Genomic DNA, 17,689 nt, shown 5'->3' with positions numbered 1-17,689 from the left:
GATTCTGGGTTGACCCGAAGTAAGACAGTCTTGCGCATCCGCGCTTGAGTGTCGAGCGCGCCGGCAGCCGGCTCATGCCAGGCATCGGAAGTTTTGCATCAGGGCCGGACGGCCGTTACCTCGATCTCGACGAGCCAGCCGGGCGCGACCAGTCCGGCAACCTGCATGACCGAGCGGGATGGCAGGTTGGGCTGCTCTGCGGTTCCGAAGAACTGGGTATAGCCTTCCATGAAGCCCTCGAAGTCCATCTTGCCGTCCTTTTCCGGATCGCCGACGAGGAAGACCTGCATCTTGACCACGTCGCCCATCTTCAGGCCCAGCCCCTGGAGCGTCTTGTCGATCGACTTGAGAACCGACTCGGTTTGGGTCTTGGTGTTGCCGTAGGCCGCAAGGCTGCCCTTTTCGGCCTTGTCGTCGACAACCGTCGGCACCGCGCCGCTGACATAGACGGTGGTCTTGCCCGCCGGCACTTCCACCGCCTGGGCAATCGGGAAGTTGGAGTTTGGCGTCTTGTGGCGGGTCACGTCCTGGGCGATCGCGCTGCCGGCGAGCAAAAGGCCAGCCGCAAGCGTGGCGGCGGCAATCCGCATCATTGTCATCTGTTTCTCCTTTTTTCGAAGGCAAACCGGACGGCCGGGCTAGGCTTCGGCCACCTCGACCTATTCAACGGGCACCCGCCACGTCCTCTGTAGTCACCGGATCCTTGTAATCGTTGCCGAAATTGGTCCGGACATAGTTGACCACCGCGGCAACCTGCTCGTCGCTCATCATTGTGCCGACTGGCGGCATACCCTTGAGGCCGTGCAGGACGACAAACACCGGATAGCCGCCGGATTCGAGGTTTTGGTTCTTGGCGAGGGCCGGATACTTGCCCGCGCCGATCGCGCCTTGCCCCTGATCCATGTGGCAAGCCTGGCAGACGTTGGCGTAGAGTTCCTGCCCGGTCTTTTCCGAGAACATGTCGCCGTCGCTGAGTGTTACTCCAGCCGAATCGGCAAACGCTGCTGGTGTCGAAAGGGCGATCATAAGAGCCGCTGCTGCGAGCAGGCCAAGCGGCCGCATGGATTGCTGGGTCATGATGGCATGCCTTGCGAAAAGGTGAGGTGAGGAGTGAACGGTCATGGCCGTCACCCGCTGACGACACGTTGATGCAACCTGGTGATCGCATCGAGCGACGACAGGATCGCTCCTTCCATCCATGCCGGAATGTAGGAGGCATGTTCGCCGGCCAGCACGATACGTCCATCGATCTGGCAGAGGTTGTCGTAGTGCTCCTTGCGGGTTTCTTCGGTCCAGTCTCCGGCGCAACCGAGCGTGAAGGGCGAGCGGTGCCACGCCATCGAGATGCCGTTTTCGAACTCGTCCTTGTACTGCGGGTGGATCTGCGCGCCATATTCGACAGCCCGCTTCACCCGTTCCTCGGGCGCCATCGAGGTGAATTCGTAGGAATGCGGACCGTTCCAGGTGTAGGCGCCAAGCAGCACGCCCTTGCCGTTGGTGTTGAAGTCGGTGCTCGGATAGGAGATCTGGGCAATCGGCAGGTCAGTGTAGCTGACGCCACCGAAGATCAAATCGTCCTGTTCCCAGAACCGCCGCTTGAACTGCAGACCGACCTTCACCGACGAGGCATAGGGAACGGCCTCGATCGCGGCCTGCATGGGGCCGCTGACGTTCATCTCGATCTGGCTGAGAATAGTCAGCGGGATGGTGCAGATGCACCAGTCCGCCTTCTCCTCCACCATCGTGCCGGGCTTTTGCTGGTCCTCGTAGGTGACGGTGACCCCCTTTTCGTCCTGGAGGATCTTGTTGACCTTGGCATGGTAGGTGATGAGATCGCCGACCTCCTTGGTGAATGCCTTGCCGATCATGTCGATGCCGCCGACCGGCTGGAACATGGTGGTCTGGAATTCATAGAGCGCGAAATTGGCGAGATTGCCCCAAAGTCTCGAGCTCAGGATGTCCGAAAAGGCGATCGGATCGCTGGGAACCGGCGCAGCGCCGAGACCGCCGCCCGGATCCTTGGCAAAACCGCGGAATTCGGAGTTGGCTATGCTCTTGGTGTAGGCATAGTCCTTGTCGAGGACGCCCCAGGAGCGCAGTGCTTCGAGAAGCATCTCCTGGTCTTCCTTGCTGACGCCGCCTTCCAGCTTGCCGGTGTGCGCGGCCTTTGCCAAAAGCTCCGAGACATGGCCCTGGAAGTCGATCTTGATGTCGCGGACCCGCTGCGGCTTGCCCCCGAAGGCCTTTGACGAATGCAGGAAGGCGTTGTGGTTGAGCTGCTGGAACGGCTCGAGAGTGACGCCAAGGCGACGGCAATAGGCCAGCAGCCCGTTGTGGTGGTAGGGGATACGCCAGGGGCCGGGGTTGATGTAAAGACCTTCGTCGAATTCGCACTTCTGCGTGGCGCCACCAAGTTCGGTGTATGTGTCGCCGCCGCGAAGGGTCCAATTGCGGCCGCCTGACCGGCTGTTGTATTCGAGGATCTTGACCTTGTAGCCGACTTGGCGGAGTTCGAGCGCGGCCGTCATGCCGGCGAGGCCCGAGCCCAGGATCAGGACTGTCGCCCCCTTCGGATCGCCCTCAAGCTTGACGGGTCCCTTGTAGCCGGACTCCACTGCCAGACCCAGGCTGGTCATGGCCTGATACATCGCCGCACTGCCGGCGGTGAGGCCGATGAGCGATAACAACTGACGCCTGCTCATTCCGCCTACGAATTGAGATTGTGTCATGGTTTCATGTCCTCCGGGCTACGGTCACTCACGGCCGCAGGTTGTCCCGCTGGAGCATCATGGAACCTCGCTCCAGCTGCCAAGGTAGCCTATGCCCTAAGGGAAGCGAGTCAACTGGGCCAGATCGGCCCGGCGATAGGGGCTGTGCCGATTGGGCGCTGACGTGGACGGGATCGCCGTCGATGGAGGGCTGGATGCGTCGCATCTTCCGGGATAGATTTACCATCCGTACAACTTTTCATGGTCCCATTTGCAGTCAGGCAGAAATATTGCCGAATGCGGGGAGTGCGCGAAGATGTACAAAGCGCTTTGCATTGCTGCGGTCTTGGCGTTTTCTGGAGCTCCGGCGCAAGCTTTCGCCGATGTTCTTGTTGCCAGGGTAAGTCTTGCCACACAGACGATGACCGTCAGCATGGACGGGCGGGTGATCCATCAATGGCCGGTGTCGACGGCGCGGCGAGGCTATGTCACGCCGCGTGGCAGCTGGCGGCCGAAGCGCCTGCACCGCATGTGGTATTCGCAGAAGTACGACAATTCACCGATGCCGTATTCGGTCTTCTACAATGGCGGCTACGCCATCCATGGCACCGGCGCTGTGCGGCAACTCGGGCGTCCGGCATCGCATGGTTGCGTGCGGCTGCAGACCGGCAATGCCGCGCGCTTCTACTCGCTGGTCCGCGAGGTCGGGGCCAAAAACACGCGGATCGTCGTGACCAACTGAGAATCCTCGCTGGCTGGCGAAATCCTGGCTGGGCGGCTCATGTCGCCGAGAAAATGCGCTGTTGCGTGTCAAATACACGGCTGCTTAACCATCGGAGGATGGGTTTGTTGCAGAATTGTATCATCAGCCGTGTGAAATCCTAAGTTGAGGCGGGCGTTGAGTTCGTCCGGAATTGCGTCCCTGCAAGCCAATGCTAATCTTCGCCATAGCTGATTTGCCAGAGTATGAGGGGACCTTCATGAAGCGCCTTCTTGCCAGTGCATTGCTTGCCACCGTCACTTCTTCAGCATTCGCGGCCGACGCTGTTTCGCCAGTAGTCGAAGAGCCCGTTGTCGCTGGGCCGCGTGTTTCCGGTCATATCGAAGCCTATCTCGGCGGGCTTTGGATCGACTTCGATGGCGGCAGCGAGAATGCGTGGGTGGCGGGAGGCGCGGCGCGGTTGAACTATCCGATCGACGCGCGTTGGAACATCCAGGGTGACGTTTTCGCTGACGGCGCCTGGTTCGACGAGGGCGATATCAACAGCTATGGCGGCGCGCTGCATGCCTACTGGCGTGATCCGAGCAGCTTCGCGCTGGGTGGCTTTGCATCCATCAACGGCTATGGTGGCGACAGCGGTCCGGAAGACCTCTACAGCTTCACGGTCGGGCCGGAGGCCCAGGTCTATTTCGACAACGTCACACTTTATGGCCAAGCCTACTACGGACAATTGCGCCAATCCGGCTTCTCCGAACATATCGATGTCTGGGGTGCGCGCGCAGTTGCCCGGTACTTTGCCCAGCCCAATCTCAGGTTTGATGGCGAGCTTGGCTATCGGTCGGTGGACCTCGATGAGGGTGCAGATACCATTACCCTGGCCTTGCAAGGTAACTATCGCTTCGACAACACGCCATGGACGGTATTCGGACGCTATCAGTTCGACCACCTGACTGGCCCCAGCAGCGACGACGTAAATCTTCACAAGCTGGTTCTTGGCATCCGCGCGACATTCGGCGCCGATACGTTGCTGGACGAGGATCGCAACGGCGCGACCATGGATACCGCGCGGTCAAGCTACCTGTTCTTCTAGGAATTTACGTTCGGGGCGACGTGCCTGCGGAAAGGCCGGGGAGTGGGGATTCCCCGGTCTTTCCATTTTCAGCGATACATTAGACGGGCGAACCAAGTTCTTTGCCCTCAATGGATAAATTTTGCCGTAGACTGACCTTTGCAGGCATTTCCTTTCACGGTCAGTCTGGTTACGACTCCCGGTCAGGGAGTTCGCAAGCATGACGTCACAGCCACGCGTGGCACTATCCGAACCCGTCTCCGACGAGGTCCGCAAGACCACCTGCTACATGTGCGCCTGCCGCTGCGGCATCGACGTGCACCTCAAGGACGGCAAGGTACGCTATATCGAGGGCAACCGCGACCACCCGGTCAATCGCGGCGTTCTTTGCGCCAAGGGCTCGGCCGGCATCATGCAGCACTACGCGCCGGCGCGACTGACCGGCCCGATGCTCAGGACCGGGCCGCGCGGTTCGGGCGAATTCAAGCAGATTTCCTGGGACGAGGCGCTGTCGCTGGCGACGAACTGGCTCGGTGAGGTGCGGCAGAACGACCCGAGGAAGCTCGCCTTCTTCACCGGCCGCGACCAGTCGCAGTCGCTGACCGGCTTCTGGGCGCAGCAGTTCGGCACGCCCAACTACGCCGCGCATGGCGGCTTCTGCTCGGTCAACATGGCTGCCGCCGGGATCATGACGATTGGCGGGGCCTTCTGGGAGTTCGGCGCGCCGGACTGGGACCGGACCAAGCTGTTCGTGATGTTCGGCGTGGCCGAGGATCACGATTCCAACCCGATCAAGATCGGCATCTCCAAGCTCAAGAAGCGTGGCGCGCGCTTCGTCTCGGTCAATCCGGTGCGCACGGGCTATTCGGCGGTCGCCGATAACTGGATCGGCATCCGCCCCGGCACCGACGGCCTGCTGATCCTGGCGATCGTGCACGAATTGCTGAAGGCACGAAAAATCGATGTCGACTACATCGTGCGCTATTCCAACGCGACCTGGCTGGTGGTCGACGCGCCGGGCACCGCCGAGCACGGACTGTTCCTGCGCGACAAGGACGGCAAGGTCCAGGTCCATGAGACGGTGACCGAGCAGGTGGTGGCATTGGGCGCCAAAGGCGCCAGGGCAGGGCTCTATGGCCGCGTCGAACTGCCGGACGGACGTTTCGCGGTGCCGGCGTTCCAGTTGCTGGCCGAAAAGTACCTCGACCCGCAGTATGCCCCTGAAGCCGTGGCAAAGGAGACCGGTGTCTCCGCCGAGACGATCCGCGGACTGGCAGCAGAGATCGCACGCGTCGCTTTCGACGAGGCGATCTCAATCGACCAGCCATGGACCGACGTCAACGGCCAGCGTCATGAGAGCTTTATCGGCCGGCCGGTGTCGTTCCATGCCATGCGCGGGCTTTCGGCGCATTCCAACGGCTTCCAGACGGCGCGCGCCTTGCACATGCTTCAGGTGCTGATCGGCGCGGTCGACTGCCCCGGCGCCTTCCGCTTCGAGCCGCCTTATCCCAAGCCGATCGAAGCGCATCCGACGCCGCACGGCAAGGCCGAGCATTTTGGCTCCAACAAGCCGCTGTCGGGTCCGCACCTCGGCTTTCCGAGAGGCCCCGAAGACCTTCTGGTCGACGCCGACGGCCAGCCGATGCGCATCGACAAGGCGTTTTCGTGGGATGCGCCGATCTCCGCACATGGGCTGATGCACATGGTCATCGCCAATGCGCATGCCGGCGATCCCTATCCGGTCGACCTGATGTTCCTCTACATGGCCAACATGGCCTGGAACTCGTCGATGAACACGGCCGGCGTCATCAAGATGCTGGAGGACAAGGACCCGGAGACCGGGGAGTACCGTATCCCCAAGATCATCTATTCCGATGCCTATTCCTCCGAAATGGTCGCCTACGCCGACCTGATCCTGCCGGATACGACCTATCTCGAGCGGCATGACTGCATTTCGCTGCTCGATCGGCCGATCTCCGAGCCGGATGCCGTGCAGGATGCCATCCGCTGGCCGGTGGTCGAGCCCGACCGTGACGTTCGTGGCTTCCAGACGGTGCTGCTCGATCTCGGCGCGCGTCTGAAGCTGCCCGGCTTCGCCGACAATCACGGCAAGCCGCTGTACAAGGACTATGCCGACTACATCGTCCGTCACGAGCGGCGGCCGGGCATCGGGCCGCTTGCGGGCTTCCGCGGCAGCAATGGCGAGCGTTCGGGGCGCGGGGCAGCCAATCCCGAGCAGATGCAGCGCTACATCGACAACGGTTCGTTCTTTTCCGCGCATATCCCGCTCGAAGCCCAGTTCTTCAAGCACGCCAACAAGGCCTACCAGGATTTCGGCGTGCGCATGGGCTTCTTCGACGAACCCAAACCCGTGATTTTCCAGCTCTACCAGGAAACGCTGCAGAAGTTCCGGCTGTCGGCGGAGGGCGTGCGCGAGCCTGTCGCGCCTGTGACCCATCGCCAGCGCATCCTGGAGACCTTCGATCCGCTGCCGTCCTGGTATCGGCCGTTCGAGGAAGCGGCGGTCAACGGCGACGAATATCCTTATCACGCCATCACCCAGAGGCCGGCGGCGATGTACCATTCCTGGGGCTCGATGAACGCCTGGCTGCGGCAGATCCACACCAGGAACCCGCTCTACGTGCCGGGGCCGATCTGCGACGAGATCGGGCTGGTCGACGGCGACTGGGTCTGGGTGATTTCACATCACGGCCGCATCAAGGTCGAGGTGGCGCGCATGGAGGCGGTCAATTCAAGCACCATCTGGACGTGGAACGCCATCGGCAAGCGCGAGGGCGCTTGGGCCCTCGACAAGGATGCACCGGAAGCCAAAAAGGGCTTTCTGATGAATCACTTGATCCACGAACTTCTACCGCCCAAAGGTGACGGCATGCGCTGGTCCAACTCCGATCCTGTTACCGGCCAAGCAGCGTGGTACGACCTTCGCGTCCGTATCGAGAAGGCCGAACGGGCCGGAGTTAGCGAACCGCATTTTGCCGCTGTGGCGCCGGAGCGGCAGCATCCGGACGAACTGCGCTATGGCCAGGAGTGGGCGAAATGACCAGCCTGCCGTCGCTGCCGACACCGAAAAAACTCGGACTGGTGATCGATCTTGACGTCTGCGTCGGCTGCCATGCCTGCGTCATCAGCTGCAAGGAATGGAACACCGGTGGCTACGGCGCCGCACTTTCGGACCAGAACCCGTACGGCGCCGACGTCTCGGGCACCTTCCTCAACCGCATCCACACCTTCGAGGTCGTGCCGGAGGGCGGGCAGGTGATCGGCGAGGCGGGCGAGGCGCGCATCGTGCATTTCCCCAAGTCATGCCTGCATTGCGAGGATGCGCCGTGCGTCACCGTCTGCCCGACTGGAGCATCGTACAAGCGCGCCGAAGACGGCATCGTGCTGGTCGACGAGAGCAAATGCATTGGCTGCGGGCTGTGCGCCTGGTCCTGCGCCTATGGCGCGCGCGAGATGGACCTTGCCGCCGGCGTGATGAAAAAGTGCACGCTGTGCGTCGACCGCATCTACAACGAGACACTCCAGGAAATCGATCGCGTGCCGTCCTGCGTGCGTACGTGCCCTGCCAACGCCCGGCACTACGGCGATCTCGCGGATCCCGCATCCGATGTTTCGCGCATGGTGGCCGAACGCGGTGGCTACGACCTGATGCCGGAGCAGGGCACGCGCCCGACCAACAAATATCTGCCGCCGCGTCCGCGCAAACCGCTGGCTGCCAGCGCCGGATCGCCGGTGCTCGCTGAAAACACCGACGGAGCAAAAGGCTTCTTCGCCTGGCTCGACGGCATGCTGGACCGAATCTGAAACATGCATCCCGCACCTTCCATCATCTTGTTCACCACGCTGTCCGGCATGGGCTACGGCCTTGCCGCCGTTCTTGGCCTCGGTCTGCTCGACCCGACGATGATCGGCACCAAGGTCGCCTACGCGTTGGCGCTGGCGCTGATATCCGGCGGCCTGCTGGCGTCAACGTTGCATCTCGGGAATCCGCAGCGAGCTTGGCGGGCCTTGTCGCAATGGCGTTCGAGCTGGCTGTCGCGCGAAGGCGTGATGGCGATCCTGACGTTCGCTCCGCTGACCTTTTCGGCCTGGCTGGCGGCCATCGAAGGCCGACACGTTGTGGCGGTCGGGCTGCTCGGAACGGTGATGTGCGGGGTGACGGTCTATTGCACGGCGATGATCTACGCTTCGCTTCGCTCCATCCAGGCGTGGAACACCGGGCTCACGCCACTGTGCTATCTGCTGTTTGCCGCAGCCGGCGGCCTTCTGCTCGCCACGGCCTTTGCGTTCGTTAATGGCGGCAACGGCGCGCTTCCGGCGGCACTGGCGCTACCGGCGCTCGCCGCAGCGTGGGTTGCAAAGAACGCCTGGTGGACAAGGTTGCGGATGCTCGCGCCGCTGTCGACGCCCGAGAGCGCGACGGGGCTCGGGCATATTGGACACGTCAGGTTGTTTGAGCGGCCACACATCAATGACAACTACCTGACACGGGAAATGGGCTTCAAGGTCGCACGCAAGCATGCGGCCAAGCTGTCGAAGCTCGCCATGCTAGCAGGCGGCGCGCTGCCGATGCTGCTGTTGATTGTTGCGGCGGTTGCCGGCCAGGGCACGCTCGCCATCTTTGCGGCTGTTTTCGCGGTGGCGGGCTATGCGCTCGGGCTGGTCGTCGAGCGCTGGCTGTTTTTCGCCGAAGCACGCCATGCCGTGATGAATTATTACGGCGGCTAGCGCACAAGCCGGTTCACGAACCGGCCACCAGCTTGCCCGCCTTGTTGGTCTTGCGACGCTTGCCGCCAGTCAAACCCCAGCGCTTGTGGAACCACATCCACTGCCCGGGATCTTCGCGAACCCAACGCTCGACAGTGTCGTTGAGCATTTGGGTGGTCGCCAGGACATCGACTGCCCCGTCTTCAAGGCGTGGCAAGACGAGCTTGTCTTCGATGGTCAACCGGTAGCGGTTGCCGGGCAAGCGGATGCAATGTGCCGGATAGACGTCGCAGTCGTAGTGGCGCGCAAGCATGCCGAGCACCGGGGTGGTCTCGCATTCACGGCCAAAGAAGGTGGTGCGCAGGCCGCGGATGAACTTCTGGTCGACCAGAATGCCGACATTGCCGCCGCGGTCGAGAATGCCGGCCAGTGCAAATGACGCGCCGCGCTGTGAGGCGAGCAGGTCGCCCATGTTCGAGCTGCGGGTCGAGAAGATGTACTCGGCGAGGTAGGGATTGTTCGGCGGGCGAAACAGCGCCGTGATCTTCATGCCGAAGGTGGCGGCGGCGATCGGCAGCAGCTCGAAGTTGCCGAGATGGCCAGTGAAGACGATATGCGGCTTGTCTTCGTTGGCGATCTTGGCGAAATGGTCGATGCCTGAAACCTCGATGCGGCCGGGTGTCTCGGTCTCAGGATCGAAGTCGAAGATCTGCTCGAGGAAGATGTATTCCGCACCGAGCCGGCCCATGTTGCCCCACATGTCCCGGGCAATGGCCTCGATTTCGGCCTCCGACTTTTCCGGATAGGCGGCGCGCAGATTGCTCACCGCGACGCGGTGGCGGCCAAACCACGGCCCCACGAAACGGGCGGCGCGGTCAGCGAAGTTCAGGCCGGTATCCACCGGCAGCAGGCGCAGCAGCTTGAGCACGACGAGGGCGAGCTGCGCAATCAGCCAGTAGTTGAACATGCGCAGCCGACCCATGATCCGCATCATCATCGGACTGGGAATCTTGTGGACCTTCTTGCGTGGCAATTCGCTGATATCCTCAGTCGATGCGGAGGATGATCTTGCCGAACACGTCGCGGCCCTCCATCCGCTTCAGCGCGGTATCGATAGACGTGAAGTCGACTTCGGTGTCGATGACCGGCTTGACCAGCCCGGCCGCCATCTTCTGCATGGCGTTGGCCATGTTTTCCATGCGGCAGCCGAACGAGCCGAGCAGCTTGAGCTGCTGCTGAAACAGCATCATCAGGTTGATTTCGGTCGATACGCCCGAGGTCGAACCGCAGGTGACGAGGCGACCGCCGCGCTTCAGGCTGAACATCGAGCCTGCCCATGTGTCCTTGCCGACGTGCTCGAAGACGACGTCGACGCCCTTCTTCTTGGTCAGCTTGCGCACCACGCCTTCGAAACGGTCATCGCGGTAGTTGATGACGTGATCGGCGCCGAGCGCCTTTGCCTTCTCGATCTTGTCGTTGGAGCCGACAGTGGTGATGACGGTGCAGCCCATCTTCTTGGCGAGCTGGATCGCCGCCGAGCCGATGCCCGAACCGCCGGCATGGACAAGGATGGTTTCGCCCGGCTCAAGCTTGGCGTTGTCGAACAGCATATGCTCGACGGTGCCGAAGGTGACGGGAGCGACCGCAGCACCGACGGCGTCGACTCCGGGAGGGGCGGGGACGAGGAGGCGGGCCGGCAGGTTGATCTTTTCCTGGGCAAAGCCATCGACGTGGAAGCCGTGCACGCCCGAGACGTGTTCGCAGAGGTTGTCGCGGCCTTCGCGGCACGGGCGGCAAAGTCCGCAGGTGCGGGCGCCGTAGATCGAAACAAGCTGGCCAGGCGTCAGGCCGGTGACGCCGGGGCCGACCTGGTCCACTTCGCCGGATGCCTCGGCGCCGATCACCAGCGGCAGCTTGCGTTTGGCAAAGGCCATGCCGCGCCAGCCCCAGACATCGATGTGGTTGAGGGCCACGGCCTTGATCCGCAACGTGACTTCGCCAAGGCCCGGAGGCGGCGGCGGGGTGATGTCCACCTGCTCGAGCCGGCGGTCCTCGACGAGCTGCAATGCGCGCATGATGTCGCTAAATCCTTGTCTCGAGTGCCGCGCGTTCCCGGCGACATGCCGGGGACGAAACAGCGCTTATAAGCGGCGCATGACCCTTGCAAAGACCGATCCCGGACTTTGCGCATGCGCCAGAACGTTGAAACGGTCGCTTAGACCGGTTCCCGCGCCATGACAAGGCAGGTATTCTGGCCGCCGAAGCCGAACGAGTTGGAAAGCACGGTGCGAACTTCGGCCTTGCGCTTCACGTTCGGCACCACGTCGAGCTCGATCGAGGGGTCTGCGTTGTCGTAGTTGATGGTCGGCGGAATGACGCCTTCGCGCATCGTCATCAGCGAAAACGCGGCTTCGATCGCGCCGGCCGCGGAAAGCGTATGGCCGATCATCGACTTGTTTGACGACACCGGAATCTTGCGGATGCGTTCGCCGAAGACGGTGGACAGCGACAGATGCTCCATCTTGTCGTTTTCCGGGGTCGAGGTGCCGTGGGCGTTGACGTAGTCGATCTCGTCCTCGCCAAGGCCTGCGTCGGCAAGCGCCGCCTTGACCGCGCCGATGGCCGGCGAGCCGTCGGGCTTGGAGCGGGTGCGGTGGAAGTCGTCGGCCTTTTCGCCGCAGCCGCGGAGGATGCCGAGCACCTCGGCGCCGCGTGCGAGCGCGCTTTCGAGCGATTCAAGCACCAGTGCGGCCGAGCCTTCGGCGAGCACGAAGCCGTCGCGGTCCTTGGAGAAGGGCTTGGAGGCCTTTTCCGGGACGTCGTTGTTGGTCGACAGCGCCGACAGGAGCGAGAAGCGGATCAGCGCTTCCGCGGTTGCCGAACCGTCCGCGCCGATGGCCAGCGCGCGGTCGCATTCGCCGCGCCGAATGGCCTCGACACCAAGCTGGATGGCGGTGGCACCGGAGGCGCAGGCGGTCGACGTGGTGATCGGCAGGCCGCGCGTGCCGAAGCGGTCGGCCAGGCGGTCGGCGATCGAGCCGAATTGCGAGCTGTCGAACATGTCGAGGGAATTCAGGTCGCGCGCGACCCGAAGCAGCCGCTCGGACGCCGAACCCTTGTCGTCGCCGGCAAAAAGCGTGAAGCGATCGCGCCAGTCGAGCTCGACCGGCGGCGAGGCGAGGAACAGCGGGCCGTCGAAGTCGTCGCCGGCAAAGCCTGCCTCGTCCACCGCTTCGCGCGCGGCGGTCTCGGCCAGCTCATAGGTCAGGGCGCTGGCGCCCTTGTTGCTCGACGGCAGGAAGTCGACCATGCCGGAGATGCGCGTGTTGAGGTGATCGACGGGAAAGCGTGTGATCGGGTGGATGCCCGACTTGCCCGACGTCAGCGCCGCCCAGTTTTCGGCTTTGCCGATGCCCAGCGAGGTGACGACGCCGATGCCGGTAACGGCAACGACCGGTCTGCCGAGATGATCCTTCAGATTGGCCATTTTCTGTCCTGACACCCTTCAGCGCGGCGCGGAGATGAGCGCCATGCCTTCGAATTGGTGATAGCCGATGGCAGTTGCCAGCACGTTGGCTGGCTTGCCCGCAAATTCTTTCTCGCCTGCTTCGAAGGCCGGGTAGCCGGCGCCGCGTTCGACGGCGAGCGCGGCGAGCGCAACCGCGAACGGAAACTGCGCTTCCTTCATGTGTCCGGTCAGCGACGAGAGCGCGCGAGCGGAAATGGCAGGATTGGCTTCGAATGCGGCCTTTTCAGCCGCCGTGGCGGCGTGAGCCCCGGACGAGCCCGAAATCGCCAGAAGCTCGCCTTGCGGCAACTCCGCCTTGGCAAGCAGTTCGCCTATGGCTGCTTCAAGCCCGCCATTGCGGCGCTTGGCGCGGTCGGAAACCACCGGACCCAGCTGGGCATAGATTTTCTGGCCACGGGCCTCAGCGTGTTCGCGCGATTCCAGAACCAGGAACGCGCCGCCTGAGCCGGTGACGACGCCACCACCTTCGGAGCCCTGGCGCTGCCAGACAGGCTTCCACGGGCCGCGATGCAGATACCCGGCCAACTCGTAGCCGAGCAGCATATCGGAATGCTCGGTCTGGAAGGCGCCGCCAACCAGGACGTGGGTGGATTGTCCCGAACGGATGCGCGCCGCTGCCGTCTCGATTGCCGCAACGCCTGCGCCTTCTTCGCCCATGAAGGTGCGCGAAGAGCCGGTCACCTTGTGGACGATCGAGATGTTGCCGGCGAGCAGATTGGAAAGCTGGGCGAGGAACAGGGTGGGCCTGAGTTCCGTCGTCAGCTTTTCATTCAGCAGCACGTCGCGGTCGGAGCGTGTCTGCGAAGCGGCGAGCACATCGGCGTCGACGGCCTCGTCACGCTCACCGCCGCCTGCCGCAACCACCATGTCCATGGTGGTCGTCAGCTCGTCATTGCCCTTGATGCCGGCGTCGTCGAGCGCCATGCCAGCCGTATAGGTGCCAAGGCGCTGCCAGGTCTCCATCTGGCGCTGGTCGCCGCGCTTGGCGATCTGAAGGCCCCAGTCGATCTCGGGCAGCGGATGGATGGCATAGGGCTGGAAGCGCTCGGCATCGATCACCGGTGCCGCGCCCGGCGCGGTCAGCTTGTCCCAATGGGCGGCGCCGCCTTCCCCGAGGGAGGAGACGAGACCTATGCCGGTGATGACGACGTCACGATTGGCCATGGGCTGGTTGGCTATGCTCAGGCGTTCTTGGCGGCGACGAGCGCGTCGATCTTGGCGCAGAGGTTCTTCATGACGAAGTATTCGTCAGTCGAAGCCTTGCCGTCGTTGACTTCCTGCGTCCACTTCTCGAGCGGCACCTTGATGCCGAATTCCTTGTCGATCGCAAAGACGATGTCGAGGAAGTCGAGGCTGTCGATGCCCAGGTCGTCGATGGTGTGGCTTTCGGGCGTGATGGTGTCGAGGTCGATCTCGCTGGTTTCGGCAATGATCTTGGCGACTTTGTCGAAGGTCGTGGACACGGTTTTTCCTTTTATCGGGCTGTCATGAATCCGGGACAGATTCTGCGCGCATAGTTTTGAGGGCTGTCTAATCGGTTTTTCCGGGCAGGAAAAGGCCAAATCCTGTGCTTTGGTTGACGCATCCGCTGCCGTACCCAAGGGAAGGCCGCCATGCGAAAGGCTTAGAATACGATGCGGCCGAGCACGCGCAGCTTTTCTCCTTCCAGGCCGACGATCAACGCTTCGCCTTCGCGCGCCGACATTCCCGTCAATGCCTGGATGTTCTCCAGGTGCGTGACAAGCACGATGTTGTCGGAGCCCGAGTAGTTGCGGATGATGTCCATGACCGCTGCGGTGTCCGCTTCGGCGGTGGCTTCCGTCGGCTTGTCGAGTGCTTCGTTCGGCTCGACCTTCTGGTCGTCGAAGGCAAGGCGCGCCGTTTCCATCGTCCGGCAATAGCGGCTGGCCAGCACGCGCTCGACCGGCGCCGCGCGCGCCTCGAACAGCGCGCCGATCTTGCGCGCCTGCTGGCGACCGCGATCCGACAGGTTGAGCTGGGTTGAGCACTTCTCGAGATCGAAACTGGGCGGCTCGACCGATCCGGTCGTCATGGCGTTGCGCAAAAGGACAACGTGCCCGCCATCGCGCAGCAGCGCCCAGCCGGCCTCGGTGGCCCGGGCCGGCAGGGCGAAAGACAAAAGCATGACCGCAATGGCAATTCTGAGCATGTAAATTCCTAGCCGGCGTTGCGGATATAGGGAGGCCAAAGCCGAATGAAAGGCAAGGCAGGGGCGGAGCGGCCAAGCTTGGCCCGTGTTGGACCGGCTGCGGCCTTGAACAACACTGTCATGACGGCGATGCTCTGGCTGCCGATTCCCGCGATGCAAGAGCGCCGATGTCCCCCCTTGTCGAAACCGTGCTCTTTGTCTTCGGCCTGGTGGCGCTGGGCTATTTCGCGGGAGCGACCGGCTACCTTCGGGTAGAGGCGGGCGATGCCCTGTCGGCGTTCGCAGTCGGGGTGGCGCTGCCCCTGTTGTTGTTTCGCACCATGCTGGGGGCGGATTTCCAAGGCTCGGCGCCATGGGCGCTGTGGGCGACCTATTTCAGCGCGGTCACCGTGGCTTGGACTGCCGGTCATCTGACCACGACGCGAATTTTCGGCCGTGACGGGCAGGCGGGCGTGGTCGGCGGCGTGTCGTCGGCGTTCTCCAACCTCGTGCTTCTTGGCATCCCGTTCATGCTCGGCGTGTTCGGGCAGGAGGGCTTCGAAATCCTGTCGCTGATCGTCTCGGTGCATTTGCCGACGATGATGATGGCCTCGATCATCTTGTTCCAGCTGTTCGGGCCCAAGCGCAGCGAGCCGATGCATCCCATTGCCCTCATAAGCGATTTCCTTCGGAAGATCGTCGCCAATCCGCTGATCATCGGCATCGTGGCAGGTCTGGCATGGCGCGCGACCGGCATCCCTTTGCCGGCGATTGCCAGCCGCTTCGTCGATGCTCTGGCCAATGTGGCGGGGCCGGTGGCGTTGTTTGCCATGGGGCTTGGTCTGCGCAAGTTCGGCATTTCCGGCAACATCCGGCCAGCAATCGCGCTGACTGGCATCAAGCTGTTCCTGATGCCCGCGGTTGCGCTTTTGCTCGCCTGGCTGTTCGGGCTGCCGCCCTTGCCGGCGAAAGTCGCGGTTGCCGCCGCCGGCCTGCCGTCCGGCGTCAATTCCTACCTGATCGCGACGCAGTTCGGCACCGGCCAGGCGCTTGCGTCCAACCAGATGACCATCGCCACCGCCTGTGCGGTGGTGACGCTGGCATTCTGGCTGACAGTCGCCACCATGGTATTCGGATAGAAGCCCTGGTTTCGGGGCGCTGGACCAAACCATCTGTGCCATAATGCAGTTGATCGGTGCCCCTGCGGCAAGCTACTAGTTTGCCTGCGGTGACGAGGCATCGAGCGTGTCTGCGCCAGTGCTTTTCTGCGATTTTCATGTCCAGCCTGCGAACCGTCAGGCGCGCCAAACAAGGAGGCAAGCCATGCTTCAGAAAACCAGCCATTTCATGCGGCAGGCCAATCTCATTAACGGCGAATGGGTCCAGGCCGATTCGGGCAAGACAATCGACGTCATCAATCCGGCGACCGGACTGAAGATTGGAACCGTCCCACGCTCGGGCGGCGCCGAGACGCGCCGGGCCATCGAGGCGGCCAACGAGGCGTTCAAGACGTACCGCAAGACCTCCGCACTCGAGCGCTCGAAGCTGCTGCGCAAGCTGCACGACGCGATCATGGACAACCAGGACGCGTTGGCCGAGCTGCTCACCATCGAGCAGGGCAAGTCGCTGACCGAGGCCAAGGGCGAGATCGGCTCGTCCGCCGCCTATGTGCTGTGGTTCGCCGAGGAAGCCCGCCGCGCCTATGGCGATGTCGTGCCGTCGCCATGGGCCGACCGCCGCATCCTTGTCACCAAGGAGCCTGTTGGCGTCATCGCCGCGATCACGCCATGGAATTTCCCGTCGTCGATGCTGTCGCGCAAGCTCGGACCAGCACTCGCCGCCGGCTGCACGGCCGTGGTCAAGCCGGCATCGCAGACGCCATACTCAGGCCTCGCCTGGGGTGCGCTGTGCGAGGAGGTCGGCTTCCCTAAGGGTGTGGTTAACGTCCTGACCGGTTCGGCCGGCGAAATCGGCGACGAGATTTGCGTAAACCCGCTGGTCAAGAAGATCACCTTCACCGGCTCGACCGAGGTCGGCAAGATGCTGATCGAAAAGTCGGCTTCGACCGTGAAGAAGGTATCGATGGAGCTCGGCGGCAACGCGCCGTTCCTGGTCTTCGACGACGCCGATATTGATCGCGCCGTCGAGGGCGCCATCACCGCGAAATTCCGCAATTCCGGCCAGACCTGCGTCTGCACCAACCGCTTCTTCGCCCAGGCAGGCATCTACGACAAGTTCGTGGCCAGGCTGGCCGAGGCGTCGAAAAAGCTCAAGGTCGGTTCCGGCCTGGATGCCGGCGTGCAGCAGGGCCCGCTGATCGACGAAAAGGCCGTGGAGAAGGTCGAGGAATTCATTGCCGACGCAACCGCAAAGGGTGGCAAGGTGGTTGCCGGCGGCAAGCGCCATGCGTTGGGTGGCTCGTTCTTCGAGCCGACGGTCATTTCGGGCGCGACGCCCGCAATGCTGTTCATGAAGGACGAGATCTTCGGCCCGGTTGCTCCGGTCTTCAAATTCGAGACCGAAGAGGAGGCGATCGCCCTCGCCAACGACACCGAGTTCGGCCTTGCCAGCTACTTCTACACCGGCGACCTCGGCCGTGCCTTCCGTGTCATGGAAGGGCTGAAGTACGGCATGGTCGGCGTCAACGAAGGCCTGATCACCACGCCCGAAGCGCCATTTGGAGGCGTCAAGGAATCCGGCCTCGGCCGCGAGGGCGGGCACCAGGGCATCGAGGACTATCTCGACACCAAATATGTCTGCATCGGCGGGCTGGGGTTCTAAGGAG

16 protein-coding genes are annotated in these 17,689 nt (G+C 63.0%); 7 read left to right on the top strand and 9 right to left on the bottom strand.

Translation table 11 applies throughout. The features are described 5' to 3' along the window. Positions 1 to 98: 98 nt before the first annotated feature. The 3 genes from PCJ21_RS01705 to PCJ21_RS01695 all read right to left on the bottom strand — a co-directional run bounded on the left by PCJ21_RS01705 (position 99) and on the right by PCJ21_RS01695 (position 2,702). A complete protein-coding gene (locus PCJ21_RS01705) occupies positions 99 to 599 on the bottom strand; it encodes a RidA family protein (protein WP_269929644.1) in 501 nt (166 codons plus the stop codon). 64 nt (positions 600 to 663) lie between these two features. Next, positions 664 to 1,077: a c-type cytochrome gene (locus tag PCJ21_RS01700; RefSeq protein ID WP_269929643.1), complete on the bottom strand. Its 414-nt coding sequence runs from the start codon at positions 1,075 to 1,077 to the stop codon at positions 664 to 666. A gap of 50 nt (positions 1,078 to 1,127) precedes the next feature. Next, complete coding sequence (locus tag PCJ21_RS01695; RefSeq protein WP_442865938.1) at positions 1,128 to 2,702, bottom strand: flavin monoamine oxidase family protein; 1,575 nt, start codon at positions 2,700 to 2,702, stop codon at positions 1,128 to 1,130. Positions 2,703 to 3,024: 322 nt separating this feature from the next. On the opposite strand from PCJ21_RS01695, the gene PCJ21_RS01690 reads away from it, so the two are divergent. From PCJ21_RS01690 to PCJ21_RS01670, 5 genes are all read left to right on the top strand, one after another. Then, positions 3,025 to 3,450 carry a L,D-transpeptidase gene (locus PCJ21_RS01690; RefSeq protein WP_269929641.1) on the top strand — a complete coding sequence of 142 codons (426 nt, stop codon included), beginning with the start codon at positions 3,025 to 3,027 and terminating at the stop codon, positions 3,448 to 3,450. Positions 3,451 to 3,688: 238 nt separating this feature from the next. Continuing rightward, positions 3,689 to 4,519, top strand: a complete 831-nt coding sequence (locus PCJ21_RS01685; RefSeq protein ID WP_269929640.1) for a hypothetical protein — start codon at positions 3,689 to 3,691, stop codon at positions 4,517 to 4,519. 199 nt (positions 4,520 to 4,718) lie between these two features. After that, entirely contained in the window at positions 4,719 to 7,559 is a 2,841-nt protein-coding gene (locus PCJ21_RS01680) for a molybdopterin oxidoreductase family protein (protein WP_269929639.1), read from the top strand. Further along, the gene (locus PCJ21_RS01675) at positions 7,556 to 8,323 is read left to right on the top strand and encodes a 4Fe-4S dicluster domain-containing protein (protein WP_269929638.1); all 768 of its coding nucleotides are present in this window, start codon (positions 7,556 to 7,558) and stop codon (positions 8,321 to 8,323) included. Before PCJ21_RS01680 ends, PCJ21_RS01675 begins: the two co-directional genes overlap by 4 nt. Before the next feature lie 3 nt (positions 8,324 to 8,326). After that, the gene (locus PCJ21_RS01670) at positions 8,327 to 9,247 is read left to right on the top strand and encodes a dimethyl sulfoxide reductase anchor subunit family protein (protein ID WP_269929637.1); all 921 of its coding nucleotides are present in this window, start codon (positions 8,327 to 8,329) and stop codon (positions 9,245 to 9,247) included. Between the two features lie 13 nt (positions 9,248 to 9,260). Here the strand turns inward: PCJ21_RS01670 and PCJ21_RS01665 are convergent, their stop codons facing one another. The 6 genes from PCJ21_RS01665 to PCJ21_RS01640 all read right to left on the bottom strand — a co-directional run bounded on the left by PCJ21_RS01665 (position 9,261) and on the right by PCJ21_RS01640 (position 14,925). After that, positions 9,261 to 10,220, bottom strand: a complete 960-nt coding sequence (locus PCJ21_RS01665) for a lipid A biosynthesis lauroyl acyltransferase (RefSeq protein ID WP_269929815.1) — start codon at positions 10,218 to 10,220, stop codon at positions 9,261 to 9,263. A 52-nt stretch (positions 10,221 to 10,272) separates the two neighbouring features. Further along, the gene (locus PCJ21_RS01660; RefSeq protein WP_269929636.1) at positions 10,273 to 11,301 is read right to left on the bottom strand and encodes a zinc-binding dehydrogenase; all 1,029 of its coding nucleotides are present in this window, start codon (positions 11,299 to 11,301) and stop codon (positions 10,273 to 10,275) included. 140 nt (positions 11,302 to 11,441) lie between these two features. Then, on the bottom strand, positions 11,442 to 12,713 hold the full coding sequence (locus PCJ21_RS01655) for a beta-ketoacyl-ACP synthase (RefSeq protein ID WP_269929635.1): 1,272 nt from the start codon (positions 12,711 to 12,713) through the stop codon (positions 11,442 to 11,444). Positions 12,714 to 12,731: 18 nt separating this feature from the next. After that, the gene (locus PCJ21_RS01650; RefSeq protein ID WP_269929634.1) at positions 12,732 to 13,919 is read right to left on the bottom strand and encodes a beta-ketoacyl-ACP synthase; all 1,188 of its coding nucleotides are present in this window, start codon (positions 13,917 to 13,919) and stop codon (positions 12,732 to 12,734) included. A 17-nt stretch (positions 13,920 to 13,936) separates the two neighbouring features. Then, positions 13,937 to 14,218, bottom strand: a complete 282-nt coding sequence (locus PCJ21_RS01645; RefSeq protein ID WP_269929633.1) for an acyl carrier protein — start codon at positions 14,216 to 14,218, stop codon at positions 13,937 to 13,939. Positions 14,219 to 14,379: 161 nt separating this feature from the next. Further along, positions 14,380 to 14,925, bottom strand: coding sequence for a histidine phosphatase family protein (locus tag PCJ21_RS01640; RefSeq protein ID WP_269929632.1), 546 nt, complete (start codon positions 14,923 to 14,925; stop codon positions 14,380 to 14,382). Positions 14,926 to 15,092: 167 nt separating this feature from the next. On the opposite strand from PCJ21_RS01640, the gene PCJ21_RS01635 reads away from it, so the two are divergent. Further along, positions 15,093 to 16,043: an AEC family transporter gene (locus tag PCJ21_RS01635; RefSeq protein ID WP_269929631.1), complete on the top strand. Its 951-nt coding sequence runs from the start codon at positions 15,093 to 15,095 to the stop codon at positions 16,041 to 16,043. A 184-nt stretch (positions 16,044 to 16,227) separates the two neighbouring features. Next, positions 16,228 to 17,685 (top strand): NAD-dependent succinate-semialdehyde dehydrogenase, encoded by a 1,458-nt coding sequence (locus PCJ21_RS01630; protein ID WP_269929630.1) that lies wholly within the window; start codon positions 16,228 to 16,230, stop codon positions 17,683 to 17,685. Positions 17,686 to 17,689: the final 4 nt, after the last annotated feature.

Source organism: Aminobacter sp. HY435 (genome assembly GCF_027568395.1).
In the GTDB taxonomy this organism is placed as follows: domain Bacteria; phylum Pseudomonadota; class Alphaproteobacteria; order Rhizobiales; family Rhizobiaceae; genus Aminobacter.
This window is presented reverse-complemented; position numbering and strand designations above follow the sequence as displayed.